This is a genomic window from Nocardia sp. NPDC001965 (genome assembly GCF_053594175.1).
On the sequence record NZ_JBSFDZ010000043.1, the window covers coordinates 1 to 26,696 of the forward strand.

Annotated in this window: 26 protein-coding genes and 1 pseudogene; 13 read left to right on the plus strand and 14 right to left on the minus strand. The window is 68.4% G+C overall.

Annotated features, from left to right (window positions below):
• Positions 1–164 precede the first annotated feature (164 nt).
• From ACWCPQ_RS31020 to ACWCPQ_RS31030, 3 genes are read right to left on the minus strand one after another with little or no spacing between them, the layout of a single operon-like run.
• A complete protein-coding gene (locus tag ACWCPQ_RS31020) occupies positions 165–1,004 on the minus strand; it encodes a cyclase family protein (RefSeq protein WP_449905498.1) in 840 nt (279 codons plus the stop codon).
• The gene (locus tag ACWCPQ_RS31025) at positions 1,001–1,843 is read right to left on the minus strand and encodes an HpcH/HpaI aldolase/citrate lyase family protein (RefSeq protein WP_449905500.1); all 843 of its coding nucleotides are present in this window, start codon (positions 1,841–1,843) and stop codon (positions 1,001–1,003) included. Before ACWCPQ_RS31025 ends, ACWCPQ_RS31020 begins: the two co-directional genes overlap by 4 nt.
• A complete protein-coding gene (locus ACWCPQ_RS31030) occupies positions 1,840–2,634 on the minus strand; it encodes an IclR family transcriptional regulator (protein WP_449905502.1) in 795 nt (264 codons plus the stop codon). Before ACWCPQ_RS31030 ends, ACWCPQ_RS31025 begins: the two co-directional genes overlap by 4 nt.
• A 245-nt stretch (positions 2,635–2,879) precedes the next feature.
• Between ACWCPQ_RS31030 and ACWCPQ_RS31035 the strand changes: the two genes are divergently transcribed.
• From ACWCPQ_RS31035 to ACWCPQ_RS31050, 4 genes are read left to right on the plus strand one after another with little or no spacing between them, the layout of a single operon-like run.
• Complete coding sequence (locus ACWCPQ_RS31035) at positions 2,880–4,247, plus strand: FAD-dependent oxidoreductase (RefSeq protein ID WP_449905504.1); 1,368 nt, start codon at positions 2,880–2,882, stop codon at positions 4,245–4,247.
• Between the two features lie 41 nt (positions 4,248–4,288).
• Entirely contained in the window at positions 4,289–5,749 is a 1,461-nt protein-coding gene (locus ACWCPQ_RS31040; RefSeq protein WP_449905506.1) for a dihydroorotase, read from the plus strand.
• An 11-nt stretch (positions 5,750–5,760) separates the two neighbouring features.
• Positions 5,761–6,969, plus strand: coding sequence for a CaiB/BaiF CoA transferase family protein (locus tag ACWCPQ_RS31045; protein ID WP_449905508.1), 1,209 nt, complete (start codon positions 5,761–5,763; stop codon positions 6,967–6,969).
• Positions 6,970–6,999: 30 nt separating this feature from the next.
• The gene (locus ACWCPQ_RS31050; RefSeq protein ID WP_449905510.1) at positions 7,000–8,301 is read left to right on the plus strand and encodes an MFS transporter; all 1,302 of its coding nucleotides are present in this window, start codon (positions 7,000–7,002) and stop codon (positions 8,299–8,301) included.
• Positions 8,302–8,493: 192 nt separating this feature from the next.
• Here the strand turns inward: ACWCPQ_RS31050 and ACWCPQ_RS31055 are convergent, their stop codons facing one another.
• Both ACWCPQ_RS31055 and ACWCPQ_RS31060 read right to left on the minus strand, forming a co-directional pair.
• A complete protein-coding gene (locus tag ACWCPQ_RS31055; protein ID WP_449905512.1) occupies positions 8,494–9,354 on the minus strand; it encodes a haloalkane dehalogenase in 861 nt (286 codons plus the stop codon).
• Positions 9,355–9,398: 44 nt separating this feature from the next.
• On the minus strand, positions 9,399–10,217 hold the full coding sequence (locus ACWCPQ_RS31060; protein ID WP_449905514.1) for an SDR family oxidoreductase: 819 nt from the start codon (positions 10,215–10,217) through the stop codon (positions 9,399–9,401).
• Between the two features lie 82 nt (positions 10,218–10,299).
• Here ACWCPQ_RS31060 and ACWCPQ_RS31065 point away from each other — a divergent pair, with 82 nt between their 5' ends.
• Positions 10,300–10,881, plus strand: coding sequence for a TetR/AcrR family transcriptional regulator (locus tag ACWCPQ_RS31065; RefSeq protein ID WP_449905516.1), 582 nt, complete (start codon positions 10,300–10,302; stop codon positions 10,879–10,881).
• A gap of 29 nt (positions 10,882–10,910) precedes the next feature.
• On the opposite strand, the gene ACWCPQ_RS31070 is transcribed toward ACWCPQ_RS31065, so the two are convergent.
• Complete coding sequence (locus ACWCPQ_RS31070) at positions 10,911–11,357, minus strand: hypothetical protein (RefSeq protein WP_449905518.1); 447 nt, start codon at positions 11,355–11,357, stop codon at positions 10,911–10,913.
• Between the two features lie 95 nt (positions 11,358–11,452).
• A complete protein-coding gene (locus ACWCPQ_RS31075; RefSeq protein ID WP_449905520.1) occupies positions 11,453–11,911 on the minus strand; it encodes a winged helix-turn-helix transcriptional regulator in 459 nt (152 codons plus the stop codon).
• A gap of 86 nt (positions 11,912–11,997) precedes the next feature.
• On the opposite strand from ACWCPQ_RS31075, the gene ACWCPQ_RS31080 reads away from it, so the two are divergent.
• The gene (locus ACWCPQ_RS31080; protein WP_449905522.1) at positions 11,998–13,215 is read left to right on the plus strand and encodes an MFS transporter; all 1,218 of its coding nucleotides are present in this window, start codon (positions 11,998–12,000) and stop codon (positions 13,213–13,215) included.
• Here the strand turns inward: ACWCPQ_RS31080 and ACWCPQ_RS31085 are convergent.
• Entirely contained in the window at positions 13,199–13,606 is a 408-nt protein-coding gene (locus tag ACWCPQ_RS31085) for a hypothetical protein (protein ID WP_449905524.1), read from the minus strand. The genes ACWCPQ_RS31080 and ACWCPQ_RS31085 overlap by 17 nt on opposite strands.
• Before the next feature lie 331 nt (positions 13,607–13,937).
• Positions 13,938–14,708, minus strand: coding sequence for an alpha/beta fold hydrolase (locus ACWCPQ_RS31090; protein ID WP_449905526.1), 771 nt, complete (start codon positions 14,706–14,708; stop codon positions 13,938–13,940).
• Positions 14,709–14,851: 143 nt separating this feature from the next.
• On the opposite strand from ACWCPQ_RS31090, the gene ACWCPQ_RS31095 reads away from it, so the two are divergent.
• A complete protein-coding gene (locus ACWCPQ_RS31095) occupies positions 14,852–15,700 on the plus strand; it encodes a helix-turn-helix transcriptional regulator (protein WP_449905566.1) in 849 nt (282 codons plus the stop codon).
• A gap of 61 nt (positions 15,701–15,761) precedes the next feature.
• On the opposite strand, the gene ACWCPQ_RS31100 is transcribed toward ACWCPQ_RS31095, so the two are convergent.
• Both ACWCPQ_RS31100 and ACWCPQ_RS31105 read right to left on the minus strand, forming a co-directional pair.
• The gene (locus tag ACWCPQ_RS31100) at positions 15,762–16,484 is read right to left on the minus strand and encodes a MerR family transcriptional regulator (RefSeq protein ID WP_449905528.1); all 723 of its coding nucleotides are present in this window, start codon (positions 16,482–16,484) and stop codon (positions 15,762–15,764) included.
• A gap of 689 nt (positions 16,485–17,173) precedes the next feature.
• Positions 17,174–18,091, minus strand: coding sequence for a LysR family transcriptional regulator (locus ACWCPQ_RS31105; RefSeq protein WP_449905530.1), 918 nt, complete (start codon positions 18,089–18,091; stop codon positions 17,174–17,176).
• Between the two features lie 121 nt (positions 18,092–18,212).
• On the opposite strand from ACWCPQ_RS31105, the gene ACWCPQ_RS31110 reads away from it, so the two are divergent.
• From ACWCPQ_RS31110 to ACWCPQ_RS31125, 4 genes and pseudogenes are all read left to right on the plus strand, one after another.
• Positions 18,213–19,481, plus strand: coding sequence for an SGNH/GDSL hydrolase family protein (locus ACWCPQ_RS31110; RefSeq protein WP_449905532.1), 1,269 nt, complete (start codon positions 18,213–18,215; stop codon positions 19,479–19,481).
• Between the two features lie 34 nt (positions 19,482–19,515).
• Entirely contained in the window at positions 19,516–20,301 is a 786-nt protein-coding gene (locus ACWCPQ_RS31115) for an SDR family NAD(P)-dependent oxidoreductase (RefSeq protein ID WP_449905534.1), read from the plus strand.
• 90 nt (positions 20,302–20,391) lie between these two features.
• A pseudogene (locus ACWCPQ_RS31120) lies at positions 20,392–20,511 on the plus strand (alpha/beta hydrolase family protein); the annotation flags it as partial.
• A gap of 429 nt (positions 20,512–20,940) precedes the next feature.
• A complete protein-coding gene (locus ACWCPQ_RS31125) occupies positions 20,941–22,014 on the plus strand; it encodes an ABC transporter ATP-binding protein (RefSeq protein ID WP_449905536.1) in 1,074 nt (357 codons plus the stop codon).
• A gap of 72 nt (positions 22,015–22,086) precedes the next feature.
• Here ACWCPQ_RS31125 and ACWCPQ_RS31130 read toward each other — a convergent pair whose 3' ends face one another.
• Positions 22,087–22,617 (minus strand): winged helix-turn-helix transcriptional regulator, encoded by a 531-nt coding sequence (locus tag ACWCPQ_RS31130; protein WP_449905538.1) that lies wholly within the window; start codon positions 22,615–22,617, stop codon positions 22,087–22,089.
• A gap of 103 nt (positions 22,618–22,720) precedes the next feature.
• Between ACWCPQ_RS31130 and ACWCPQ_RS31135 the strand changes: the two genes are divergently transcribed.
• On the plus strand, positions 22,721–23,890 hold the full coding sequence (locus ACWCPQ_RS31135) for a thiolase family protein (RefSeq protein ID WP_449905540.1): 1,170 nt from the start codon (positions 22,721–22,723) through the stop codon (positions 23,888–23,890).
• 130 nt (positions 23,891–24,020) lie between these two features.
• Positions 24,021–24,977 (plus strand): o-succinylbenzoate synthase, encoded by a 957-nt coding sequence (locus ACWCPQ_RS31140; protein ID WP_449905568.1) that lies wholly within the window; start codon positions 24,021–24,023, stop codon positions 24,975–24,977.
• Positions 24,978–25,110: 133 nt separating this feature from the next.
• Here ACWCPQ_RS31140 and ACWCPQ_RS31145 read toward each other — a convergent pair whose 3' ends face one another.
• Complete coding sequence (locus ACWCPQ_RS31145; protein ID WP_449905542.1) at positions 25,111–25,644, minus strand: TIGR04338 family metallohydrolase; 534 nt, start codon at positions 25,642–25,644, stop codon at positions 25,111–25,113.
• Entirely contained in the window at positions 25,641–26,504 is an 864-nt protein-coding gene (locus ACWCPQ_RS31150) for a DUF2786 domain-containing protein (protein ID WP_449905544.1), read from the minus strand. Before ACWCPQ_RS31150 ends, ACWCPQ_RS31145 begins: the two co-directional genes overlap by 4 nt.
• Positions 26,505–26,696: the final 192 nt, after the last annotated feature.

Here is a 26,696-nt window from a genome sequence, read left to right on the forward strand (position 1 = left end):
CGGGCCTGACCCGCTCACGCTGTCTGACCGCGGCGCGAGCGGGGGCCCTGCGAGGTTCCGCTGCGCTGCCTTCTCCGGGCCTGACCCGCTCACGCTGTCTGACCGCGGCGCGAGCGGGGGCCCTGCGAGGTTCCGCTGCGCTGCCTTCTCCGGGCCTGACCCGCTCACGCCGGGACCACCGCGACCGGGCGGACCGGCGAGCCGGTGCCGCCGGTGATGCGCAGCGGCGCCATCACGAAGGTGAATTCGGTGAGGCCGCGCGCACTCGCATCTTCCAGATTCAGGTGTTCGATGATGTGGATCCCGTTCTCCACCAGCAGTACCCGGTGGACCGGCAGCACACTGTGGCCCTTACCCGGCGGAATATGTTCGAAGGCGGTGGTATCCGCGCCCGCGGCCACGATTCCGGCGGCGGCGAGCCACTGGGCCGCACCCACATCGGCGCCCGGGACTCCGTCCTGTTGGCCGAGGTAGCGCTGGGCATCACCGAAATGGCGGGCCCAGCCGGTACGGATCAGGACGACGTCGCCGCGCCGCGGCGTCACCCCGGCGGCGTCGGCGGCGTCGCGCAGATCCTGTTCGGTGACGGCCTGGCCCGCTTCGAGAGCGTCGACACCGCGAACTCGCGGCACATCGAGCAGCAGTCCGCGGCGCAGCATGAACGGGATGGTCTCCGCACCCAGTTCGGCGAACCGGCCGCCGCGCTGCGCCTCCTCGGCATCGATATCGCCGTGCAATTTGCCGCAGTGGCTCACATGCGAGAGAGCATCCACGTGGGTACCGACGTGTCCACCGGTCACGATGATCTCGTTGGCCGCCGACCCGCCGTCCGGGCGGACCATATCGCCGTGCCGGCGGATGAGAGTCATCCGGAATCCGGGATGGTTGGGCGAACAGGGCATCCCGGTCGTATAGGGGTGCCCGAGCTCGACGTAGTCGACATCGCTGCTCACCACCGCGTTCAACAGCGCGTCCGGCGCGGCGGTCAGGGTTTGTTCGGTCATGCTCTCACTCCTCGTACTGCGGTGGCCTCGGCCCGGTCGAGAATCACGCGGGCATTCGCCACGACGGCGGGATCGATGAATCCACCGTTCTCGTCGAGAACCGCGGATTCCCCCGCCGCCTGTGACGCGGCCGCGCATTCCACGATCCGCCGGGCCCGGCTCTGTTCTTCCGGTGACGGTGTATAGGCCTGGTTCACGATTCCGATCTGATCGGGATGGATGACCGAGCGCCCGAAGAACCCCTGGGCGCGGCCCGCGCGCGACGATTCCGCCAGACCGGCCGGATCGTCCACCGCGGTCCAGACGCTCTGGACCGGTGAGGCCAGTCCGGCGGCCCGCGCCGCGGTCACGATCCAGCCCCGGGCCCACGCCAGGCCTTCGGCCTCGGTACGCATATCGGCGGCCAGATCCGCTTCGCCCAGGGCGATTCCGGTGACCCGCGGATGGCATTTCGCGATCGCGGGCGCCGCGAGCAGGCCCGCGGCCGATTCGATGATGGTGTGGACCTGGCAGGTGAGCCGATCGGTCGTGGCCGCCACCGCTTCGGGTGTCTCGGCCTTCGGTAGGCGTACCCCGGCGGGCCCCACCTGCGCGGCGGCCAGTCCGGCGATTTCGTTGTCCAACCAGGAAGACCCGATAGCGTTGAGCCGCAACCAGATCCGCCGCTGTGGCGGGGCGGTGCGCAGAGCGGCGAGGGCGTTGGCCAACGCACGCTCCTTCGCATGGACCGGGACCGCGTCCTCCAGGTCGATCACCACGGCGTCGGCGGGGCTGTCGATCGCCTTGCCGATGCGGTCGTCGCGATGCCCGGGTACGTAGAGCCAGCTGCGCGGCGTCATCGCGTCACCGCCGCACCGTTTTCCGGCACCCGATGCCCCAGTGCGCGCGAAACCCGCTGCGCCGCTTCGACCAGTGCGCTCTCGTACCGATCGCAGGCTTCCTCGGTCATCCGGTAGCTCGGTCCGCACACCGATACCGATCCGATCACCGTGCCGTCGGACCCGAACACCGGGGCGGCGATCGATCCCGCCCCCTCCTGGCGTTCGCCGGTCGATCGGCACACGCCGCGCTCGCGCGCCGCGCGCAACGTCTCGCGCAGCGAATCGGGGTCGACGACGGTGGTGGAGGTGAGGCGGGGCAGCGGCCGCGACAGCAGATCCTCCTGTTCCTCCTCGGACAGATGCGCCAGGATGATGCGGCCCGACGAGCCGCTGTGCAGGTCGAACCGGCGACCCAGCTCGACGGTCATCTTGATTTCCTGAGTACTCTCGACCTGATCGAGGTAGACGCGACCCCCGGGCAGGCGCCCGGTGACGGTCGCCGTTTCGCCCGTGGCGCGCTGCAGGTCCACCAGGGCCTCGCGGGCCATCCGCCGCAGCGGAGATACGTCCAGTGCGCGTGCGCCGAGCGTCGCCGCCGCCGGTCCGAGCAGGTACCGGCGGGTCGAGGGCTCGTAGAGCAGCAGACCGCATTCGACGAAGGTCGTCAGGATGCGGTGGGCGACCGCCTTCGACATACCGGTCGAGCGGGCGATCTCCGAGACGCCGAGCGCGCTCGACCGGCGGCCGAACTCGAGCAGCACATCCGCTGCCCGCGCGGCAGACGTGGTGCCTCCACTGGAGGACTCCATCGTGGCTCCGTTTCTGCGGGGTTTTCGTTGTTCCGCCGGGCGACGCTACCGGGCGGGACCGAAGTACATCTGAACAAAGTTGTACCGCTTAGCGAAACGATTGTCCAGGCCGCTCGACCGGGTCATGTTCAAGTTTCTGCAGCGTTAATCGTTTCAACAGGCACTTGTGTCCGGATTGTCGAACGTGCATAGTGCAGGGGACCACATTCTTGCGTTCCGCTAAGCGGAACATGATAGGAGGAAGCGTGGACGGTCCGGATTTCGATCTCGTCGTCGCCGGTGCGGGCGGCGGCCTGGTCGCCGCACTACGCGCCGCCGAACTCGGCGCGAACGTGCTCGTGATCGATGCCGACGAGCACTTCCAGCGCGGAAACAACACCTCGATGTGCACCGCGATGATCCCGGCCGCCGGTACCCGCTGGCAGCAGGCCGCGGGCGTCGAGGACAACCCGGACCGCTTCCTCGCCGATATCGAACGCAAGACCGGCGGCACCGCCGATACCCGAATCGCCGGCGCGCTGGCCGAAGCGAGCGCATCGCTGGTCACCTGGCTGGCCGATGCGCAGGAACTCGACCTGGAGCTGGTCACCGACTTCCGCTACCCCGGCCACAGCGCCGACCGCTGCCACACCATCCCCGGACGGCACGGTTCCCGGCTGCTGCGCCACCTCGTCGACCGCGCCCGGGCCCACCCCCGGATCGAACTGATCGCCCCGATGAGCCTGCGGGAGGTGCTCACCACCGGCGGCCGGGTCACCGGGGTCGAGATCGCCACCCCCGACGGGAACACCGAACGCTTGACCACCCCCGCCGTCCTGCTCGCGACCAACGGCTTCGGCGCCGACAGCGACCTGGTCCGCCGTTGGATCCCCGAGATCGCCGACGCGCACTATCACGGCGGTCAGTTCAGCCGCGGCGACGCGCTGCGGATCGGCCGTGGCCTGGGCGCCGATACCGGCTACCTCGACGCCTACCAGGGTCACGCGGCGCTCTCCGCACGCAGCCAGACCCTTCTCGGCTGGGCCACAGTCGTCCACGGCGGCGTCATCGTGAACAGCGCGGGCCGCCGATTCGCGCCGGAGACCACGGGCTACTCGGAATTCGCGGCCATCCTCGCCGCGCAGCCCGGCGGTACCGGCTGGATCGTCATCGATGAGCACATCGAAGAGCTCTGCTCGGTGTTCGACGATTTCCGCACGGTCGCCGAGAGCGGATCGCTGGTCCGCGCCGCGACCGCCACCGAACTCGCGGAGCGGATCGGCGTACCGGCCGGAGCACTGGACGACGAACTCGTCGCCGCCGCTCGGGCGGCGACGGGCACGGAACCGGACCGGCAGGGCCGTACCGACGACCGCCACGCCCTGGCCGCGCCCTACGTCGCCATCGCCGTCACCCCCGCGCTGTTCCACACACAGGGCGGGCTGGTCGTCGACGAACACGCGCGAGTGCTGACCGGCGGTACACCGGTTCCCGGTCTCTACGCCTCGGGCGGCGCGGCCATCGGTATCTCCGGCCACGGCGCCGGGGGCTACCTCGCCGGCAACGGACTCATCACCGCGCTCGGGCTGGCCTATCTCGCCGCCGAACACGTGACCAGTCCGGTCGCCGTCTGACCACAGATTTTCACCTATCCGGATATTCGCCAGGAGAAGAAATGACCTCGTACCTGATCAAGAACGGCACCGTGGTGCGCACCGACAGCTCGGCCCCCGAAGAGGGTGAGTCGGCGGACATCCTGATCGTCGACGGCAAGATCGCCGCCATCGGCGCGAACCTGGAGTCCGCGGATGCCGAGATCGTCGACGCCACCGGCAAGCTGGTCTTCCCCGGTGTGGTGGACGCCCACCAGCACTGGGGCATCTACAACCCCCTGGCCGAGGACACGCAGACCGAATCCCGCGCGAGCGCTCAGGGCGGTGTCACCACCGCGCTGACCTATATGCGGACCGGGCAGTACTACCTGAACAAGGGCGGCTCCTACGCCGATTTCTTCCCGGAGGTCCTCGACGCCTCCGCGGGCCGTAGCTATATCGACTACGCGTTCCATCTGGCGCCGATGTCCAAGGAACATATCGGCGAGATCCCCGATCTGGCCTCGGACCAGGGCGTGACCTCGTTCAAGATCTTCATGTTCTACGGCAGCCACGGACTGCACGGGCGGTCCACCTCGCAGAGCGATTTCCTGATGATCCCCTCCGACGAGCGCTACGACATCGCGCACTTCGAGTTCGTGATGCGGGGCGTCCAGAAGGCCCGTGAGCAGTTCCCCGAACTCGCCGAGCACATCTCGCTGTCGCTGCACTGCGAGACCGCCGAGATCATGAGCGCCTACACCAAGATCGTCGAGCAGGAGGGGACGCTCAGCGGTCTCGCGGCCTACAGTGCCTCGCGCCCGCAGCATTCCGAGGGTCTGGCCGTGACCATCGCGTCCTTCCTGGCCGACGAGACCGGACTGCCGAATATCAACCTGCTGCACCTGAGTTCGGCCAAGGCGCTCAAGGCCGCCATGAAGATGGCCGAGGCGTTCCCGCACGTGAACTTCCGCCGCGAGGTCACCATCGGGCACCTGCTCACCGATATCGACAACGCGAACGGTCTGGGCGCCAAGGTGAACCCCCCGATCCGTCCCCGCGAGGATGTCGAGGCGCTGTGGGAGCACCTGCTCGCCGGCAATATCGACTGGGTCGTCTCCGACCACGCCTGCTGCAAGGACGAGGTGAAGTTCGGCGAGGACCGCGACGATGTATTCGCGGCCAAATCCGGTTTCGGCGGTACCGAATACCTGCTGCCCGGCCTGGTGACCGAGGGGCGCAAACGCGGTCTGTCGCTGCGGCGTATCGCCCAGCTCATCGCGTCGAACCCGGCCGACCGCTACGGCCTGCCCGGCAAGGGCCGCCTCGCCGAGGGTGTCGACGCCGATATCGCGATCGTCGACCCGAACCGCACCTGGACTGTGCGCGCCGCGGATTCCGAATCCACTCAGGAGTACACGCCGTTCGAGGGCTTCGAGCTGACCGCCGCGGTCACCGACACCTTCGTGCGCGGTAACCGGGTGCTGGCCGACGGCGTGGTCACCGGCGAGCCCGCGGGCCGCTACATCTCGCGCCCGTACTGAGGAGTCGGTAGTTGAACGACGAGAAGCAGCCGACCGGACCGCTCCGCGGCCTCAAGGTCCTCGATGCCTCCACCATCCTGGCCGGGCCGTTGACCGCGCAGATTCTGGGCGATTTCGGCGCCGAGGTCATCAAGATCGAACACCCGCAGAAACCGGACGGGATGCGCGGCCACGGTCTCGACAAGGACGGCGTACCCCTGTGGTGGAAGATGGTCGCCCGGAACAAGCAGACCGTCACCCTGAACCTGAGCACCCCCGACGGCCAGCAGATCTTCCGGGATCTGGCCACCGAAGCGGATGTGGTGATCGAGAACTTCCGGCCGGGGACCTTCGAACGCTGGGGACTGTCCTACGCGGAGCTGTCCGCCCGCAATCCGGGACTGATCATGCTGCGCGTCACCGGTTTCGGGCAGCACGGTCCCTACGCCAAACGCCCCGCGTTCGGCACGCTCGTCGAATCGATGAGCGGGTTCGCCCACCTGACCGGGCAGCCCGACGGGCCGCCGACACTGCCCGCATTCGGCCTCGCCGACTCCATCGCCGGTGTCGCCGGCTCCTCGGCGGTCTCGATGGCGCTGTTCGAACGCGAACGCAACGGCGGTACCGGGCAGGAGGTCGATCTCGACCTGCTCACCCCGATCATGACCGCGGTCGGCCCCGGAGTGATCTACGCCGACCAACTCGGTATCGACCAGGAGCGGACGGGTAACCGATCGCAGAACAACGCTCCGCGAAACCTGTACCGCACCAAGGACGACCACTGGGTCGCGATCTCCACCAGCGCTCAGGCCATCGCCGAACGAGTGCTGCGGCTGGTCGGGCATCCCGAGGTGATCGACGAGCCGTGGTTCGCGACCGGGCGCACCCGCGCCGAGCACGCGGACCTGCTCGACACATACGTCGGCGACTGGATCGCCGAACGAACTCGTGACGAGGTCACGAGTGTTTTCGAAGAAGCCGGCGCGGCCGTCGCACCGGTCTACCGTCCGAGCGACCTGCTCACCGATCCGCAGGTCGTCGCCACCGACATGGTCACCACCGTCGAGGACAGCGAGCTCGGCCCCATGCGCATGCAGAACGTCATGTGGCGCATGACCCGATCGCCCGGGGCGATCCGGCACACCGGGCGACCGGCCGGTGCCGACACCGACAAGGTCCTCACCCACCTCGGGCGCAGTCCCGAGGCCATCGACGACCTGCGGGCACGCGGGGTCATCTGACCCGCGGCAGCTTTATCCGAGGAGTTCGCTATGAAATCGCGTTGGTGGACAATCACCATCATTTTGGGCCTGGTGGTGGTGAATTATGTCGATCGCAGCGCCATCTCGTTCGCAGCAAGCCATCTGCGGGACGAGTTCGGTATCACGACCGGCCAGTACGGCATCATCAGTTCCGCATTCTCGATCGGCTATATGCTGTTCGCCCTGCTCTCGGGGCCGCTGGTCGACCGGTTCGGGTCGCGCCGCGTCCTCATCGCGGGGATGTTCATCTGGGCCGCGGCCACGGCACTGACCCCGTTCGCGGGCGGGTTCATCGGTCTCATCCTGCTGCGGATCATCCTCGGAGCCGGTGAAGCGCCCTGCTTCCCGGCCGCGACGCGGATCGCCAGCCGGTGGCTGCCGGTACAGGAACGCGGTAAGGCGCTCGCTCTCATCGGCGGCGTCGCGGTATCCGGCAGCCTGCTGGTCGGCGGGCCGATCCTCACCCAGTTGATCGAGCTGGTCACCTGGAAGGGCATGTTCTGGGTGCTCGCGGTCGCCGGAATCGTCTGGGTGATCGTGGCCTATCCGTTCCTGAAGAACTCCCCGAGCGAAGCCTCCTTCGTCTCGAAGGAGGAGCTGGACTACATCAAATCGGGCCAGGCCGACGGTGAGGACAGCGGGCACGAGTCGAAGGTCGACTGGGGCGAGATCCTGCGCAACCGCAATCTGTGGCTCGTCGGACTCGGCTACTTCGCCTGGGGATTCATGTTCTGGGCCTTCATGTACTGGCTTCCCCAGTACCTGGAACACGAATTCGGGCTCTCCATCAAGGAGGTCGGCGGCTTCTCGGTGGCACCGTGGGCGGCCGGTGTGGTCGGCGCGCTCGCCGGCGGCATCCTGGTGGACCGCGTGTACAAACGCACCGAGAGCATCCGGTCGCGATTCCTCATCATCGGTGTCGCGCTCCTGCTCGCCGGTGCCTCGATCGCCCCGATCCTGTTCTTCCCCGGCAACCTCACTGTCGCCCTGATCTGTATCTCCGCCGGCGTCGGCTTCGGCTTCATCACCGGCGGGATCTGGTGGGTGGCCTCGATCGACGCCGCCCCGACCCAGCCCGGTACGGCAGCCGGTTTCGCCGACGCCTGCTTCGCCCTCTCCGGGATCGTGGCGCCGTCGGTCATGGGCTTCATCGTTTCCGAGACCGGGTCCTACAACGGCGGTTTCATCGTCATGACCGTGCTGTGCCTGATCGGTGCGGCAGCGATGCTGTTCTTCACCGTGGAACCCGAACGCAATTCGGCGGTCCGGCGTCCGGGCGAGCCGGAAAGCGAGTTCGCCCCGGCGAAATGATCCGTATCCGGTGTGTCGATCACATACCGGCCGATCCGGTCAGCGCAACCGATGAGGGGTCGCGCGGCCATCCGACTCCGGCGTCGCTCCTGCCCAACCCCGGCAGAGAGCGGCGCCGGACTCTCGCTACTCCCGTTACTTTCGCTACCTCCCGCTTCCACGGCCCGGTCGACTGTTCGCGCCCTCGAATCCCTATCGCAGCCCGTGCCGATCCGCCCAGTCGGAAACGGCGGCGGCGATCTCGCCGGGGCGGTCCTCCGGCGTGTGGTGCCCGGCCACGAGGTCATAGCGCTGAACCCGGAGCGCGGCGATATTGTCCACACACCAGGCGAGCAGGGCGGGGCCCATCATGGCACCGGGCCCGGGCGCGAATTCGACGAGCAGTTTCGGAACGTCCTCGCTCGTGGCCAACCACCTGCCGTAGGCCTCGACGCGAGCCACGATCTCGGCGGGCTCACCTCCCAGGGGCATGGCGCGCGGCCATTGCAGCAACGGCCGCCGACTTCTCCTCGTCGGGTACGGCCGTAGGTATTCCGCCAGGTCGGCCGGGTCCAGAGCGCCCGCGACGGTCCCGGGAAGCCCCTCCACGATCATGAGGTTGTCGTCGAGGATCATCGACTCGCCGACTCCCTCGGTCTTGATCGCCCGGAACAGATCGCGACCGCCCGCCGGAAACTCCGCCCAGCTCATCGGTTTGACGATGGTCTCGGTGAAGGCGATACCGCGGACCCGGCCGGGATGCCGGGCCGCGAAGTCGAAGGCGAGCGCACCACCCCAGTCGTGACCGACCAGGACCACGCGGTCGAGTCCGAGCGCGGCGAACCAGGCATCCAGATACCGGGCGTGATCGTCGAAGGTGTAGGCGATATCGGGTTTCCCGGAATCTCCCATACCGATGAGATCCGGAGCGAGCAGCCGGCCCCGGCCGACCGCCGGGAGGACCTCGCGCCACAGGTGCGACGAGGTGGGGTTGCCGTGCAGGAAGACGATCGGGGCACCGGAGCCACGTTCGCGGTGCGCGATCGTCGAATCGAGAACAGAGGTGACAGGCACAGGAGATCTCCGAAGGAGTCGGTGCGGGCGGGGTGCCCAGCGGATCAGCGGAACGCGTCGGCGTTGCGGGTGGCCCAATCCGCGAACGGACGTGGCGCACGGCCCAGCACCCGTTCGATATCGGGGCTCACCCGGCGCTCGGCGGGCATCGGATCGCCGAGAATCGCGAGCGTGCCCTCCACCACCGGCTCGGGCATGAACGTGAGCATCTGCGCACGGGCCTGCTCCCGCGTCTGTTCGAGGAATCGGACCGGTTCGCCGATCGCGTCGCCGATCGCCGCGGCCCGCTCGCGCGGGGTGGTCGCAACAGGACCGGTCAATTCGTAGACAGCGCCCGCGTGGCCGGGCCGGGTGAGCGCGGCGGCGGCGACCTCGGCGATATCCGCGGGATCGACGGTCGGCAGGCCGATAGCGCCGAAGGGAGCGGCGACCACCCGATCGGTACGGATCTGCTCGACCCAGGCGAAGGCGTTGGAATCCAGTCCGCCGCAACGCAGCACAGTCCAGTCCAGCCCCGATTCGCGCAGCGCGTCTTCGAAAACAGCGGGATGCCGGTATGCGTCGGGGCGGGTCGCGACACCGAGCGAGGAGATCAGGACGACGCGCCGGACCCCGCCCGCCTTCGCGGCATCCAGAATGCCCTGCGGATCCTCGCCCGCTACGAGCAGCAGCAACGCGTCGGCGCCGTCGAGCACGGGGCGCAGGCTGTCGGGCTCGGCGAGGTCGGCCGGTATATGCCGCACCGTGGCGGGCAGGCCGGCGGGCAGGCCGCGCGAGACGGCGCGCACTTCTTCGCCGGCGTCGGCGAGGATGCGGACCAGTTCCTTGCCGACATTTCCGGTGGCACCGGTGACTACGATCACGAGAACTCCAGTGAGTTAGTTGGCTGACTTAATTCGAGAGGAACGTAGCACGGGCCGACGCCATCCGTCTATAGTCAGTCAGGTGACTGACTCAGGGCAGCGGGAGCGGCGAAACCGCGGGAAACGGGAGCGGCTGGCCGCCGCCGCGGCCACGGTTCTGCACGAACAGGGAGTCGAGAAAACGACGCTGGCGGATATCGCGCGCGCGGCCGAGGTGCCCGTGGGAAATGTGTACTACTACTTCAAGACCAAGAACGAGCTGGTCGAAGCCGCCATCGAAACCCATACACAGGGCTTGTCGGAGCTGATCGAAGCGCTCGACGCACTACCGACACCCGGCGCGCGATTGAAGGCACTCATCGCCGGGTGGGTCGAACAGCGCGATACCGCCGTGCGATTCGGTTGCCCCACCGGAACCCTCGCCTCCGAACTGGACAAGCGCGGCGACGGCCTCGACGCACCGGTCGCCGCGCTGATGCGCGCGCTCATCGACTGGGCAGAAGAACAGTTCACCGAACTGGGCCGTGCCGACGCCCGCGAATCGGCGGTCGCGTTGATCGCGGCCTATCAGGGCATCTCGCTGCTGACCAACACCCTGCGCGATCCGGAACTGATGGCGGCCGAGGGTCGCCGCCTGGAGCGCTGGATCGATTCGATGACCTGACCGCGGGCGCTACGCGGCGGGCCCCCGCGTCAGAGGGCTCGCGCGTACCGAACCGATTCCGCGACCTCCGCCATATCGACGATCCCGTCCGGATTCCCACCGAGCGCCTCGTCGATCTCGCGGAGCGCGTCGTCGACGGAGCCACGGCGGGCCACGGCGTTCAATTCCGACCGCACATAGGCGCGCAGCGGAAGTCCCGCGGCGGCGGCCCGGCCGGTGAGCACACCCCATACGCCGGCCGGGAGGTTGTCGGCATGGATCAGCGCCATCGTCCCGGTATCGATCTCGGCCTCCCGATACTCCGGCCGTTCGGCACGCAGGAATTCGACCACGTCGTCGAGCGGGGACCGCCGCTGCGCCGTCGCGATCACCTCCCGCCGCACCTGCTCCCGCACCGATATCCCGGCCACGCGGGCTCGCCGGCGCAGCACGCCGATGGTCGGCGCGGGCAGGTCGTCGATCTCGATCAGGGCCATACCGCCACCGTATGCAGCACCGGACAGCCCGGCAAGCGCGTACCGGGCACTCCCGCAGCGCGCCGCCGAGCACCACGGCGGCAATGCTGCGGATATCATCCGGACCCGACTCGTCGCACCCGAGTCGTCTCGGCGCCCAGCAGCTCACCGGCCCGGTTACGCGGGGTCAGTTCCGCGAGTTCGGCGCCGGCGAGGTCGGTGAGTGTCGAATGGGCCTCGCCGGTGGTGAAGGCGTGCCGTTCGCCCCATTGCCGCAGCGCGACGACGGTCGTGAACAGGTCCTTACCCGCGGCGGTCAGTTCGTAGACCTGCCGTTTGCCGCTGGGAGCCGCACTGGTGGTGAGGATTCCGTGCTCGACGAGACGGCGCAGCCGGTCGGCGAGGATATTGCGCGCGATTCCGAGCCGCTGCCGGAACTCCGTGAACGCCGCCGCGCCGTCCATGGCGTCACGCACAATGAGCAGGCTCCACCGGTCCCCGACCAGGTCGATCGTCCGGGCCACGGGACAGGTGGGATCGGTCCAGTCGCGGTCGGCGCCGAGCCCGGGTGCCATCGATTCCCCTTCACGATCAGTTGCAATTCGAAACCATTCTGCCATACGCTCGATTGGTTTCGATTTACTACTAATTGGAGGTGGGTATGGAAGTCGCGGGGTCACAGCGGCTCGTCCTCGCCACGGTGTGCGCCGTTGCGGTTTCCACGATCTATGCCATCCAGCCGGTCCTCGAGGAGACCGGATCCGACCTCGGACTCGCGCCGGAGTCGCTGGGATGGCTGGTCGCGGCCGGGCAGATCGGGTACTTCGCGGGGCTGGTCCTGCTGGTACCGCTCGGCGACATCCTGGACCGGCGCCGTCTGATCGCCGGTCACCTACTGCTCACCGCGGTGGGTGCAACGATCGCGGCCGTCGCGCCGAACGCGGCAGTCGCGGTGGTGGGGCTGGCGGTGGCCGGTTTGTTCGCGGTCGTCGTACAGGTCACTGTGGCCTATGTCGCGGCCCTGTCTCCACCGCGGGACCGGGGCCGCAATATCGGTGCGGTCACCTCGGGAGTGGTGATCGGCATCCTCGGTATCCGAGTCCTGGCCGGCATTCTGGGTGACACCGTCGGCTGGCGCGCCGTCTACGCCCTGCTCGCAGTTGCCTGCGTCGCACTCGCGGTGACGGTCCGGATGGGGCTTCGACCCGACCCCAGAACCTCCGGCGGCCGATATACGCGGGTGCTGGCGTCGATGGGGCGACTCGCACAGGACCGGCTGTTCCGCAGCCGCGGCGTGATCACCTTTTTCCTCTTCGCTTCCTTCGGAACCCTCTGGAGCGGCCTGGCACTACCGCTCGGTGCGCAACCCTGGGCATTCGGCACGACGGAGATCGGGCTCTTCGGTCTGGCCGGGCTCGCCGGAGCCCTCGGCGCCACCCGGGCGGGCCGATGGGCCGATACCGGTCGCGCACAGTCGATCACCGGCCGGTCGCTCGCGCTACTGGCGGTCTCGTGGTTCCTGATCGCCCGGACCGAGCCGACCCTGTGGCTGCTCGTGCTGGGGATCGTCGCGCTCGACTTCGCTGTCCAGGCAGTACATGTCAGCAGTCAGCATCTCCTGACCACCGCGTATCCGGACCGATCCGGCAGCGTCATCGGCGCCTATATGGCCTTCTACTCGCTCGGCTCGGCGCTCGGCGCGATCACGACGACCTGGGCGTACACGCGGTGGGGCTGGTGGGCCTCCTGCCTGGGCGGGGCGCTGTACGCTCTCGCCGGTTTCGCCGCCTGGGCACTCGCCCGATCCGCGACGGAGGCACATGTGGAGATCCGGCCGGACGATCCCGGCCGGATTCCTCCCCTCACGCCGCGTCGATAGCCGCGGTGATCTTGCGGGTCATCTCGACCAGCGTCGGGCTCGGCGCGCCCTGGCCGGGCCGGGCGGCCGCTTCGACGGCGACGAGCACGGTGCTGCGGAAGTTGGCGGCCTCGGCCGCATCCTGCTCCTTCAGCAGGCTCATGGCCGCGGTCAAGGCCGGCAGCACCCGGTCCGCGAGCTGGGCGACGGTCCGGCCCTTCAACTCGATATCCTTGGATTTCGCGGCGAGTACGTGGCCGATCGGGCCGGTCGCCGACCACAGGGCGAGGGAACCCTGGGTGGCGGCCTTGTGCGGCGAACCGGAGGCATCAGCAGCCGACATCAGCGATACGGCACCGTAGGCGGCGGTCCGAACGGTGGCTTTGTCCTGGTCGGTGAGGGTGATGGACATGGTGATGTACTCCTTCGAAGCTGTGGTGCGAATGGACGAACGGCCGAAAGGTCCCGGGCCGCACCCGGGTATCCGATCGCTCAGAGCGGGCCGCCGTGGTCCGGAAGGCTCACTGGCTGTGCTCATGTGAATACTGTCGCGGGCACGCCTGACACCGGGCTGACAGCGGCCTGATACTCCCGCTGACACGATATTCGACCTGCTCACGGGCAAAATCGGGACGGTGGAGCAGATCTCGTGCCTCACCGTCGCGGCGCGAGAACGGCGTCCCGGCAGGTGAGTTCGGCAGCGGGCGACCTCGCCTCATCGTGAGTGCTCACCTCGGACGGTGTCAGCCGATGAAATCGCGGACGAGTTTCACGAACTCCCCCGGCCGCTCGGCCATCACAATGTGCCCGCAATCCAATTCCTCATACCCGGCGTCCGGAATCGCGGCGGCCAGTTCACGCGAATTCGCCACCGGAGCCATCGTGTCCCGGGCGCATCCGATCACCAGCGTGGGCGCCTGCACTCTCGGTAGCAGATGGCGGACGTCGAGTCGCAGGTCGAAATCGATCTGCCGGAGCCGGCCGGGTTCCGGCCGATAGGCCGCGGCGAGTTCCGCCACGGCCGCCGGGTCGAGTGACGCCAGATGCTCGGGACTGAAGGCGTGCAACATCGCGAAACGCGCGAAAGTGGCCGCGTCCCCGGCGAGATCGCGCATGACGGTCAGCGCGTGGCGGAAGTATTCGTCGCCGGGTCCGGCGAAACCCGCGACCAGTACGAGGCTGCGCACCGATTCGGGCCGCGCGGCGGCGAGCGCGGCGACCACCGGAGCCCCCATCGAATGCCCCACCACATCGGCCGGCCCCGCCCCGACGTCGGAGATCACCGCGGCGATCTGCTCGACCAGCAGATCGACCGTGATTCGGCCCCCGTCGTCGCGTGCCGTATCGCTACCCGAGAGGCTCGGCAGCACCACTGTGCTCGAGTCGCCGAATGCCGCAGCCACCCCGTCCCAGGATTTCGCACCCGAATTGGTCCCGTGTACCAGTACGAGCGGTCGTCCGCGGCCCGTGATCCGGTACGGCACGTAGGTGGCTCCCACTTCGATCTCTTTCACGGCTCTTCCCTCTCCTCGTTGTCGCCACCGACAGTGCCTGCGACCCGCGGCGATGTGGAGAGGAGCGCATTCCCTAGGATCGGCGCTCCCAGCGTCCGCGATACCGGCTGCCGAACGCGGCACCCAGAATGGAAGATATGAAGATGGACCGCGCCGGCCTGGCGGATTTCCTGCGGCGCTCCCGGGAACGACTCCGGCCGCAGGAGGCCGGCCTGATCGCCGGGCCGCGGCGGCGGACGCCCGGGCTGCGCCGCGAAGAGGTGGCCCAGCTGGCCGGGGTATCGGCCGACTACGTGATGCGACTCGAACAGGCACGCAGCTCACAGCCGTCGGTACAACTCCTGGCCGCACTCGCCCGGGCATTGCGGTTGACCGAGGACGAAAGAGATCACCTCTACCTGCTGGCGGGCCACCATCCGCCCGCAGGTGCCCGCGCCGGACACGCCGTCCGGCCGGCCCTGCGTTACCTCCTCGACCGGCTGGGTGACACCCCGGCTCAGCTCCTCACCGATCTGGGCGATCTGCTCGCGCAGAACGACCTGGCCGAGGCCCTGTTCGGATGTGTGTGCACGATCGAGGAACCGGACCGCAACATCGTGTGGCGTTGGTTCACCGACCCCGCCGTACGCGCCGCGTATCCGGCCGGAGACCACGACCGCCTCGGCCGCGCACACGTCGCGGATCTGCGTGCCGCCGCTACCCGTCGTGGCCTCGATCAGCTCTCGGGTTCGCTGATCGAGCGGCTGGAGACGGCGAGTGCGGAATTCGCCGAGCTCTGGCAGCGGCACGAGGTCGCCGTTCGCCACAACAGCCGGTTCCGGGTGCGGCATCCGACCGTCGGAGCCATCGAATTCGACTTCGAGGTGTTGCAGACCCAGGCCGCGGATCAGCGCATCCGCCTCTTCACGCCGCCACCGGGCTCCGCGAGTGTCGCGGCGCTCGAACGCCTGCGCCTCGCCGGCCCGGAGACCGCCCACCGCAGTCATCGCTGAGCGGTCCGGGCCACACCGGTGCAGCCACGAACCGCGCGGGTCGGTTCCCGTCCGGGTTCGGCTATTTCGCGTCCTCGAGCAGCTGGTTGACCCGGACCAGGACGTCGAGCTGGGCCGGGTTGTAGAGATCGCGCAGCGCTTTGCCGACCGTTTCCGCCGCGCGTCTCGCGCCCACCGGCGAATCGGTCGCGGGAGCGACGATCTCGGGATACGCGGCGGTCAGCTCGCCGACATGCGGGGCCAATCGTTGCGCCAGATCGCTGCGGGTGGTCTCGTCGGCCTCGGCGGGCAGATCGTCGAATTCCGACATCGCGGGCACCGTGCGCTGTTCGTTCAGCAGTCCGCGCAGCGCACCCAGCCCGGAGGGACCCAGCACCCGGGTGAGGATGACGGTGAAGTCGCGATCGGCGTCGGTGAGTACGGCGTTGACCGGACCCAAACCGGGCGGGAGATCGGTGGAGGCGCCCTGGCGCAGGATCAGGGCGAGTTCCACCCGGATGCGCTGGAGCCGATCGATGGTGCCCGCCAGTTCGGCGTCCAGGGTCTGCAACGCATCGCGGGGGAAATCGTCGCCTTCACCCATCTCGGCGATCTGTGCCAGCGGTATCCCGAGATCGGAGAGTCGTTTGATCCGCAGCACACGCAGCAGGTGCGCCACCCCGTACCGTTTGTAGCCGTTGGAGGACCGCTCGGGCTCTTCGAGCAGGCCGATGTCGTGGTAGTGGCGCACGGCGCGCACGCTCGTGCCCGCGAGTTCCGCGAGCTGACGGGTACTCCACGTCATGACGCTCCTCCGCTCCGGTTTCCGCCGCCGCGAACGCGCCGGCTCGATACCAGCCTGAACTGTGCCGCAGCGGCACAGTCAAGCATGCGTATCCCGGCGCCCGAATTCCCGTCGGCCGACGAAGCGAACCGTCCCTTGGATATGACCTGCATCTCTCCATATCGCCGTCGACTGTGCCGTTGCGGCCGGGAGTCTCCTGGCGTAGGTCATCGAACACCGCGGCCGCGGTAAGTGGGGCACCACAGTGGCGCCACCACCGGTCGCGGTCGTCTGCCCACGAGAGTCGGAAGGAGCGATATGGCACGGCCGAAATTCGTCACCGTGGAGGACTTCTTCGGGCCACCCGTCTGTACGGCCGCCTCCATCTTCGCCGGACGGGACCCGGATCGCTTATCTGGCATCGTGGCTCGATATCGCCGACACCATGACCGCCCGGGGTATCGTCGCGGCGGTCTCGGCGTCGCGATACTCCCGCATTCCGATCAGCACGTGGCGGTGGGACGGGGCTGCCGGGAGATCCCGATATCGGGAGCCCAGGCCGAGCGGCACTCGTTATCGCATGGCTGACCGAGCCGCATATCACAAAGGCATCGGATGCTTTCCGCAACTTCGTGCTGGATACGTTCGCGGTGGTCACCGACCGGACGGAATCAGTGACGGAGAACTACACTCGCGTCCGGATTCGGAACTCACAGGTCGATTCCCGATAGAGTTGGCAGCGGTCGGCCCGCAGTCGCGTAGAGGCAGGTCACGAATGTGCGGAGCAGGGTATTGGTGCCCTGCCGTGGCCAGATGGCCGCGAATCTGATCGGCAGGTCCTCTTCGAGAGGTATCCAGGTGACACCGGGGATGCCGACGTGCGATTCGGCGCTGGCGCAGGCCATGGATACCCCGGCGCCTTCGGCGATCAGGAACGGGATTTCCTGCCAGGAGATGGCGGCGTGGCCGTGGGAGATCGGGCGTCCGGACGGGGTATAGCGCGGAAAGTGGTAGTCCAGCCAGTGCTGAGGGGCCACACCGCCGATGGTCAGCAGGGTGGTGTACGCGAGATCTTCCAGTGATACCGAGGCGCGGTGGGCGAGCGCGTGGTCACTGGGTACCAGGAGGGCGCGGTCGGCTGTGAACAGCTCAGGGCCGACAGTGAAATCGGGTTCGTCCACGGGTAGCTCGGTAACCTGGATATGGACCTGGTTACCGCGCAGCGGGCCGTAGGGATCAGAGGGCTGGATCTCTTGAATACTGACTGCGCAGTCGGGGTGGGTGGTTCGGAGAGCTTCCTTGGCCGCGAGTACCAGGTGGACGGCCTGGGGGCTGGAGTAGCCGATGCGGAGCTCGCCGCTGACACCGCGGCCGGCGGAAACCGCTCGGGCGAACGCGCTTTCGATCATCCGATGTGCGGGTCGTAGGTCCTCGCACAGCCGCGCCCCGATCGGGGTCAGGACCACGCGGCGGCTGGTTCGTTCGACGAGTGGAGCGCCGACGCGTCGTTCCAGTTTCTGGATGATCTGGGTGACCCGGCTCGGTGAGACCCCCAGCCGGGTTGCGGTGCGGCCGAAGTGTAGTTCCTCGGCCAGAGTCAGTAGGGCCTCCAGCTCCTGGCGCTCCATGGTGTCCTCCAACGTTCAGCAAAGCTGCACGATACTTCAGCAGATAGCTGTTGTTCGAGCTCAGAGCGGTCGCGAGAGTTGGTTCAGTTCCATTCGAACCGATCCAGGAGACGCGCACACCATGCACTCACTCACCTTCCGTCGGGCCGCCGCTGCCGCTGCTGTTTTCGTCGTCACCGTGACGGCTGCCGCATGTGGCTCGGCCGGCCCGCAACCCGTCGATATGCACACGCAGTGGAGTGCCGCGTGGACCGCCGCCCCGCAACGCCCGAGCAACAGTTTCCAGAAGAACTGGAGCGAGGAAGGGTTTCAGGACCACACGCTCCGGCAGGTGATCCGGGTCAGCGCGCCCGGCGACGAGGTCCGTATCCGGCTGTCCAATCGGTACGGATCATCCCCGCTGCGCGTGACCGGCGCCACGATCGCCCTGGCCGACGCCGAAGGCGGCCAGGTGCCGGGGACCGCACGCACGCTGACATTCGACGGCGACCGGTCTGCGGTCATCGGCGTGGGTGACGCACGCGCGAGCGACTCGGTAGGCCTGGACGTGGATCGGCTCCAGAAGCTGACCGTCACCCTCTACTTGCAGCAACGCACCGGTTCGGCCACCTTCCACGACCAGGCCTATGCCACCAGCTACCGCGCCGGCGGTGACCATTTGTCCGACGACAGTGGTAGGGCGTTCACCGAGACCACCGAATCGCTGTACTACCTCACCGACGTCGAGGTCCGCGGACGCGGCACGACACCGGATCGCAACGAGGGCATCGTTGCCTTCGGTGACTCCATCACCGACGGCTTCGGCTCCACCGTCGACGCCGACAACCGCTGGCCGGACGAGCTGGCCGAACACCTGGTGGATGTGGGTAGACCGCGCCCGGTGCTCGACTCCGGTATCGGCGGAAATCTCCTGTTGCACGATTCGTCCTGGTTCGGCGACAGTGCCTGGTCCCGCATCGGCAGAGATGTGCTGGACAAGCCGGGCGTAGGCACCATGGTGCTCTTGGAGGGCTTGAACGATATCGGTTTCAGCGAAGTCGACGTGACCTCCTACAAACCGAATCCGAAGGTGTCTGCGGCCACGCTCATCGATGCCCAGCGAGCCTTGATCCGGCAAGCACACGACAGAGGAATCGCGGTCATCGGCGCCACTCTGCTGCCGATGAAGGGCGCAGAGTATTACACCCCCGAATCCGCTGCCAAGATCCGTGAACTCAACCACTGGATCCGCACGTCCGGCGAGTTCGACGCCGTCGTCGACTTCAATCGCGCGCTCGCAGCCCCCGGAGACCCCGAACGACTCGACCCCGCATACGACAGCGGAGACCACAAGCATCCCAACGACGCCGGCTACCGGGCGATGGCCCAGGCGCTGTTACCGCTGATCTGACCAGCGTCCCGCAACGAGAAAGCGAACTACAGCTATGGATTTGACCCTTGACGGCAGAGTCTTCCTCGTCACCGGCGCTTCCGCCGGTATCGGAGCCGCCACCGCCCGACTGCTCGCCGCCGAAGGGGCAGCCGTCGTCGGTGTGGCGCGCAACGCCGATCCGATCAGTGACCTCGGTTCCGGCATTCATGCCATCGCGGCCGACGTAACGGATCCCGATGCCCCCGCTCGTATCGTCGACACCCTGCTGCGGCGCCACGGCAGGCTCGACGGCCTGGTGAACAATGTCGGCGGATTGACCTCGCGCGGAGGGTTTCTCGACGTGACCGGGGAGCAATGGCGGCGCGGCTTCGAGCTGAACTTCCACTCGGCCGTCCGAATGACCAAGGCGGCGCTACCGGCATTACTCGAAATCGGCGCGGGAAGCATCGTGCACATCGCCAGCGAGGCGGCACGACTCCCGGACCCACCGATCGTCGACTACGCCGCCGCGAAAACCGCGTTGCTGTCGGTCTCCAAGGCATTGGCCGCGGAATTCGGCCCGCAAGGAGTGCGCTCCAACGTCGTCTCACCCGGCCCGACCCGAACGGCTCTGTTCGACGCGCCGGGAGGTTTCGCCGAGCAGCTCGGCGAACGGTTCGGGTTGCCCGCCGACGATGCTGTCGACCATTTCGTCCGCAATGTGCGCAGGCTCCCCAGCGGTCGCATCGGTGCCGCCGACGACGTGGCGCCCGTCGTCGCCTACCTCCTGTCACCGCTCGCTCGGCAAGTCACCGGTGCCGAATGGGCGGTCGACGGAGGGGCACTACGCCAGCTCTGACCGGGCACGCCGGACGGGCTCGCCGGGGATTCGGGATTCCGATAGCCGAGGTCACCATGGGAGGTACGCGAGGGGACTTGAACCTCTGCGGCCCGGTCGCCGATCAACCATATCGACCGAATCCGCACGCCACTGCTGGTGATCCAGGGCGCGAACGATGCGCGGGTGGTGCGCGCGGAATCCGACAACTCGGTGGCGGGGCTGCAGGCTTCCTCGCCCGGCACCTCGGCTCCGGCGCGGACGCCCTGGCGCCGACAGCCTGACCGCACCGGCTCGGCCGCGGCGGGCGGGACGTACGCGAGGTGCGCCTCGCGGCCGCCGCCGAGTGGTCGGGCGCAGCCGGGCCGGGCGCCCGCCACAGCACCGGCCCGCCCGGCGACCGTCCTCGCTTCCCGGCGGCCCGGCCACCGGGAGTCGCCCACGATCCGCGCGACCCACACCTACCGGGCCCCGCGGGGCGCGCAGGGCGCCGACGGGGGTGGACAGTGGATGCGTTCGCTGGCACGATACGCACCGAAAACGTACAGACCATGCGGAGCCCGAGAACACCAGCGGTAGCCTCTGACGCCATGACCACGCACATGTTGCGAATTCGCTCCACTTCGCGTGTTCCGACCGGTGAAGGGAAGTGAACAAGCCGTGGCCACGGTGACCTTCGATCACGCCACCCGGCAGTACCCGGGAGCCAAGACGCCCGCAGTCGACCAGTTGCAGCTCGAAATCGCCGACGGCGAGTTCCTGGTGCTGGTGGGTCCCTCGGGATGCGGGAAGTCTACTTCGCTGCGGATGCTCGCCGGGCTCGAGGAAGTATCGGACGGTCGCATTCTGATCGGTGACCGCGATGTCACGCACTCCGATCCCAAGAACCGCGATATCGCGATGGTCTTCCAGAACTATGCGCTCTACCCGCATATGACGGTCGCCGAGAACATGGGTTTCGCGCTCAAACTGGCCAAGGTGGGCAAGGACGAGTCCCAGCGCCGGGTGCGCGAGGCGGCCCGCCTGCTCGATCTCGAACCGCTGCTGGATCGTCTGCCCAAGGCGCTCTCCGGTGGTCAGCGCCAGCGGGTGGCGATGGGCCGGGCCATCGTGCGCGACCCGCAGGTGTTCCTGATGGACGAACCGCTGTCCAACCTGGACGCCAAACTGCGGGTGCAGACCCGCACGCAGATCGCCCAGTTGCAGCGCCGGCTGGCCACGACGACGGTGTACGTCACCCACGACCAGGTGGAGGCCATGACCATGGGCGACCGGGTCGCGGTGATGCGCGACGGTCTGCTCCAGCAGTGCGCCGCCCCGCGCGATCTCTACCGCGACCCGGCGAATGTGTTCGTCGCCGGGTTCATGGGCTCGCCTGCCATGAACCTGTTCACGCTGCCGATCATCGACGGCGCCGTGCGGATCGGTGGATTCGCGCTGCCGCTGCCCCGGTCGGTGGCCGACGCCGCGGGCACCTCGGTGACCGTGGGGATCCGCCCCGAGCATCTGGACACCGGCGATTCGGGTATCGAGATCGAGGTGGATGTGGTGGAGGAACTGGGTTCCGACGCTTTCATCTACGGCCGCCCCACCGAGGACACCCAGGGCGCGGACACGATCGTGGCGCGCACCGATTGGCGCAATCCGCCCGCGAAGGGCAGCCGGGTACGGCTGGCCACCGACCCCGAGCATGTCTATTTCTTCGCGCCCGACGACGGCCGCCGCCTGAGCTGATGCCCACCGCCCCGCCGGACCTGTACCGGCGGGCGCTGTATGGCCGTCGGCCGTACGAGAAGTCTCGGTCGCCTACGGGTGGCCGGCGGTCCGTGCCGCACCGGATGTTCGCCGCCGCCGGTCGGCACGCCACCGCTCGTTGAGCCGGACCCCGAGATCGTCCACACCGATCTCACGCCCGGACGCACTGCGCACCTGTACCCGGACCGGATCGCCGGTGGCCGCTTCCACCAGGTCCAGCGGCGGCGGGCCGGGTTGCAGGTGGGTGTTCCCCCATTGCATGAGCGCGAGCACCACGGGTAGCAGATCGCGCCCTTTCGGGGTGAGCACGTATTCGTGGCGGGTGCGTTTCCCCTCTTCCCGATACGGCTGCCTGGTGAACAATCCGGCCTGCGTGAGTTTGCGCAACTGGCCGGCGACGGCGGCGTCGGTGATCCCTACCCGGGACGCGAAACCGTCGAACCGGGTCGTGCCGTAGTACGCCTCCCGCAGTATCAGGATCGCCGACCGGGTCCCGACCACCTCGAGCGCCATCGCGATCGAACAGTGATCGGGTTTCCACGAGTCGAGATCGGCCAAGGGGCCTTCCATCACCGCTGCCATTCGCCCATCATATCGGCGCTGACTTGCCTGCACTAATGCCAGCGTCTAATCTGGCTTTAGAAAACTTGAGCCAGGGTTCGCCCCGGCGACGGAAGGAATCCCCATGCGAGACGCGGTCATCGTCGATGCGGTACGGACCCCCATCGGGCGCGGCAAGCCGAGTGGCGCACTCCACGGCATCCACCCCGTGGACCTCATGGCCCACAGCCTCGAAGCTCTCGTCACCCGTACCGGTATCGACCCGGCACTGATCGACGATGTGATCGGCGGAGTCGTCAGCCAGGTCGGCGAACAGGGTGTGAACATCACCCGGCGAGCGGCGCTCGCCGCCGGGTTCCCCGAATCGGTCCCGGCGACCACGGTCGACCGCCAATGCGGCAGCAGTCAGCAGGCCGTCCACTTCGCCGCGCAGGGCGTGCTGGCCGGCGCCTACGACGTGGTGGTGGCCACCGGCGTCGAATCCATGAGCCGGGTACCGATGGGTGCGAGCGCACAGGGGGCCGACGACATCTCGGGCGCGGGCTTCGCCCGGCGATACCCCGACGGCCTGGTCCCCCAGGGCATCAGCGCCGAACTCATCGCGGCGAAATGGGGGCTGTCCCGGGCCCGGCTCGACGAATTCGCCCTCGCCAGCCACGAGAAAGCCGCGCGGGCCACGAAGAACGGGCAGTTCGCCGCGGAGCTCGCACCGCTGGCGGGCCTGGACGCCGACGAAGGTATCCGCACCGGATCGACCCTCGACACCCTGTCCGCACTGAAACCCGCCTACTACGACCCCGCCATGGCCGAACGCTTCCCGGAGATCGGCTGGAACATCACCGCGGCGACCGCGAGCCAGATCAGCGACGGGAGCGCCGCGGTGCTCATCACCACCAGCGAACGGGCCCGCGAACTGGGCCTGCGCCCACTGGCCCGGCTACACAGTTTCGCGGTCGCCGGCGACGATCCGCTGCTCATGCTCACCGCGGTCGTCCCGGCCACCCGCAAGGTCCTGGCCCGGGCCGGATTGACCCTCGCCGATATCGATCTGGTCGAGATCAACGAGGCGTTCGCCTCCGTGGTCGCGGCCTGGGAACACGACACCGGCGCCGACCCGGATCGAGTGAACGTCAACGGCGGCGCGATCGCGCTCGGCCATCCGCTCGGCGCTTCCGGCGCCCGGCTGATGACCACCCTCGTCCACGCCATGCACGACCGCGGCGCCCGCTACGGCCTCCAGACCATGTGCGAGGCGGGCGGCCTGGCCAACGCCACCGTTCTCGAACGGCTCTGAACCCACCGGCGCGATACCGGTCCGCCGGGTACGGGCCGGTATCGCGCCGGGCACGCCGGTGTCGACCGGGATCGGCCGTCCCGCCTGGCCTAGTGTGGTTCCGGTGAGCGAGCTGCCCCGGATCGGCGAGATGCATGTCTACGCGATCCCGCTGCGGTCGAAATTCCGTGGCATCACCGTGCGCGAAGGGGTGCTGCTACGAGGTCCGCGCGGCTGGGGCGAATTCTGCCCGTTCGCCGAATACGACGACCGCGAAGCCGCCCACTGGCTGGATACCGCCCTCGAACAGATAGCCGGCGACTGGCCCGAACCGGTGCGGGACCGGATCCCGGTGAACTGCACGGTTCCCGCTGTTTCTCCCGAACGCGCGCACGACATCGTCGCCGGATCGGGCTGCGGAACGGCGAAAGTGAAGATCGCCGATCACCCCGGCTCACTACCGGAAGACCTGGCCCGGGTGGAAGCCGTGCGGTCGGCACTGGGCCCCGCCGGGGCGATCCGGGTCGACGCCAATGCCGTATGGGACGTCGAGACCGCAGTCCGGAGCATCCGCGAGATCGACCGGGCGGCAGGCGGACTGGAATACGTGGAACAGCCGTGCCGCACCGTCGAGGAACTCGCCGCCGTCCGCCGCCGTGTCGAGGTACCGATCGCCGCCGACGAATCCATCCGTCGCGCCGAGGATCCGCTGCGGGTCGCGGTGGCCGGAGCCGCGGATATCGCGGTACTCAAATGCACTCCCCTCGGTGGTGTCCGGCGCGCCCTGGCGGTCGCCGAAGCGGCCGGACTACCGTGCGTGATCTCCTCCGCGCTGGAAACCAGCGTCGGGCTCGCCGCGCAACTGGCCCTGGCGGGCGCGCTCCCCGAACTCGGTCACGCCTGCGGTCTCGGCACGGTGAACCTGTTCCAAGGCGATGTGGTCGCCGAATCCCTGCGGCCCGTGGACGGTTTTCTCCCGGTACCCCGGACCGCACCCGAACCCGACCCCGCGCTGCTGGAGAAGTACCGCCACCCGGATCCGGAGCGCACCCGATGGTGGATCGAACGTACGGAGCGCGTACTGAACGGACGGGCAGCGCAGGCCTGAGGGCCGAGTCCTCCCGGGAACGCCACAGCGCCTGCGGTTCCGGCACGGCGACCCGCTCTCGAAGACCGACTCCGTCCGTACCGAAGTCCCGTGAACAGGACCGAGGAGTTGTGACACGGTCGCAACCCCCTGATCACCCGACCCGCACCCCACAGTCGTGGAAGGTCATCCGCAGCAGCAACCCCGCTTCCGGCCCGATCACACCTTGCGCCAGATCCACATAACGACCGCAGAATTCGGGCCCGTGCGCCGCGACCCGCCCCGGTCCCGGTTCGAGGTGGTGGGCCAGTTCGTGCAACACCACCAGTTCCCGCAGAGCCCACGCCGTCCGGCCGCGCCCCGAGCGCTCCGCCGCGACCGGCACGGCCAGCACCGCGGTATCGGATTCGTAATGGGCGGCGACCGTTCCGGCCCGCTCCCGCACCCAGATCGGTGCCCCGGCCCGCTCCCACCCGGCCGCGACCCAGCCCAGCGCGAGTACCCGATCGCAGTACTGCTGCACCGAATCCACCGAAGCGAATTTCCGCTCCACCGGCAGCGTCAACCGGGACCCGTGCACCTCGACGGTTCGCTGCCCGAATTCCGCGGCCCGGTCGAATATCGAACGCACCAATTGTTCCGCGTCGTACACCCTGGCCCGCTGGGTATCCCGGACTCCGCTCGTCATCCGGCCGGGAGTTGCCCGCGGGCGCCGTCCAGCTCCCGGGCCGGTCCGAGCCGGGCCGACTGCCCGGCCCGGTCGCCGGCCCGGCGGGCGGCCGGGGCGTAGCCGGTGGAGGTATGCGGTCCGCGCCAGGTGCCGCGAGCTTCGGAGGTGCGGGTGTAGAAGTCGGTCAGTTCGATCTCCTTGCCCCGCAGCGCGAGCGCTGTATCCGCCGCACGCTGCGGCGTCAGCGGTGCGGCGGCACCGGCGGCGCGGGTGGTCGCGGCCTGCTCCACTTCCTGCTTGGCCTCGGCCAGCCGGATCCCGACCCGTTCGGCGAACGCCAGCTGGAAGTTCAGCCGGGCGGTCACTCCCGCAACCGGAACCCGGACCACCCGGCGCACCCGCCGCCCGGCACGGCGTTCGGAGACCACTTTCTCCATGGTCGCCGAACGGTACTCTCCGGATTTGATGTACCGGTCCGAGGCTCGCACCATCTGCACCAGCAGGCTCGAGTAGAGGGCTTCGCAGACCGCGATATCGGCGGCGAACCCGTATGCGTAGACCTGGGTGGAGGTACGGGCGACATCGCAGCGCACATCGTTGGCCGCGGCGATGGCCACGAACAGTTGCACATAGGTGCGCAACCCCTTGCGACCCGGTTCGCCGATCGGGATCATCCGCTGGATCAGCGCGTCGGGCCGTTCCCGGTCTCGCGTGTGCGCCCGCGCGACCGCCAGATCGATCGAAGACCGGGTCGCCAACCGCTGGGCAGCGGCGAGGAAGGCTTCGGCTTCGTGTCCGTTATCGGTGGATTCGGCTTGGCGCAGCAGTCCGCCGATCCTGGTGAGCAGACGATCGGATACTGCGTTCGCGGAAGACATCGGGCACCAGCCTAACGGTCGCGGCGGCCGAACCACGGGCACGGGGCACCCCGCCGACCCCGCCACCAGTAGTTATGCGCATCGCCACCCGAACCGGCCGATCCCGCGGGCCGTCACGGGCGGGACCGGGCGGCCGGTGCTCCGGTCGGTTCGATCCAGGAGTATCCGACACCGACGGTGCACACCATGTAT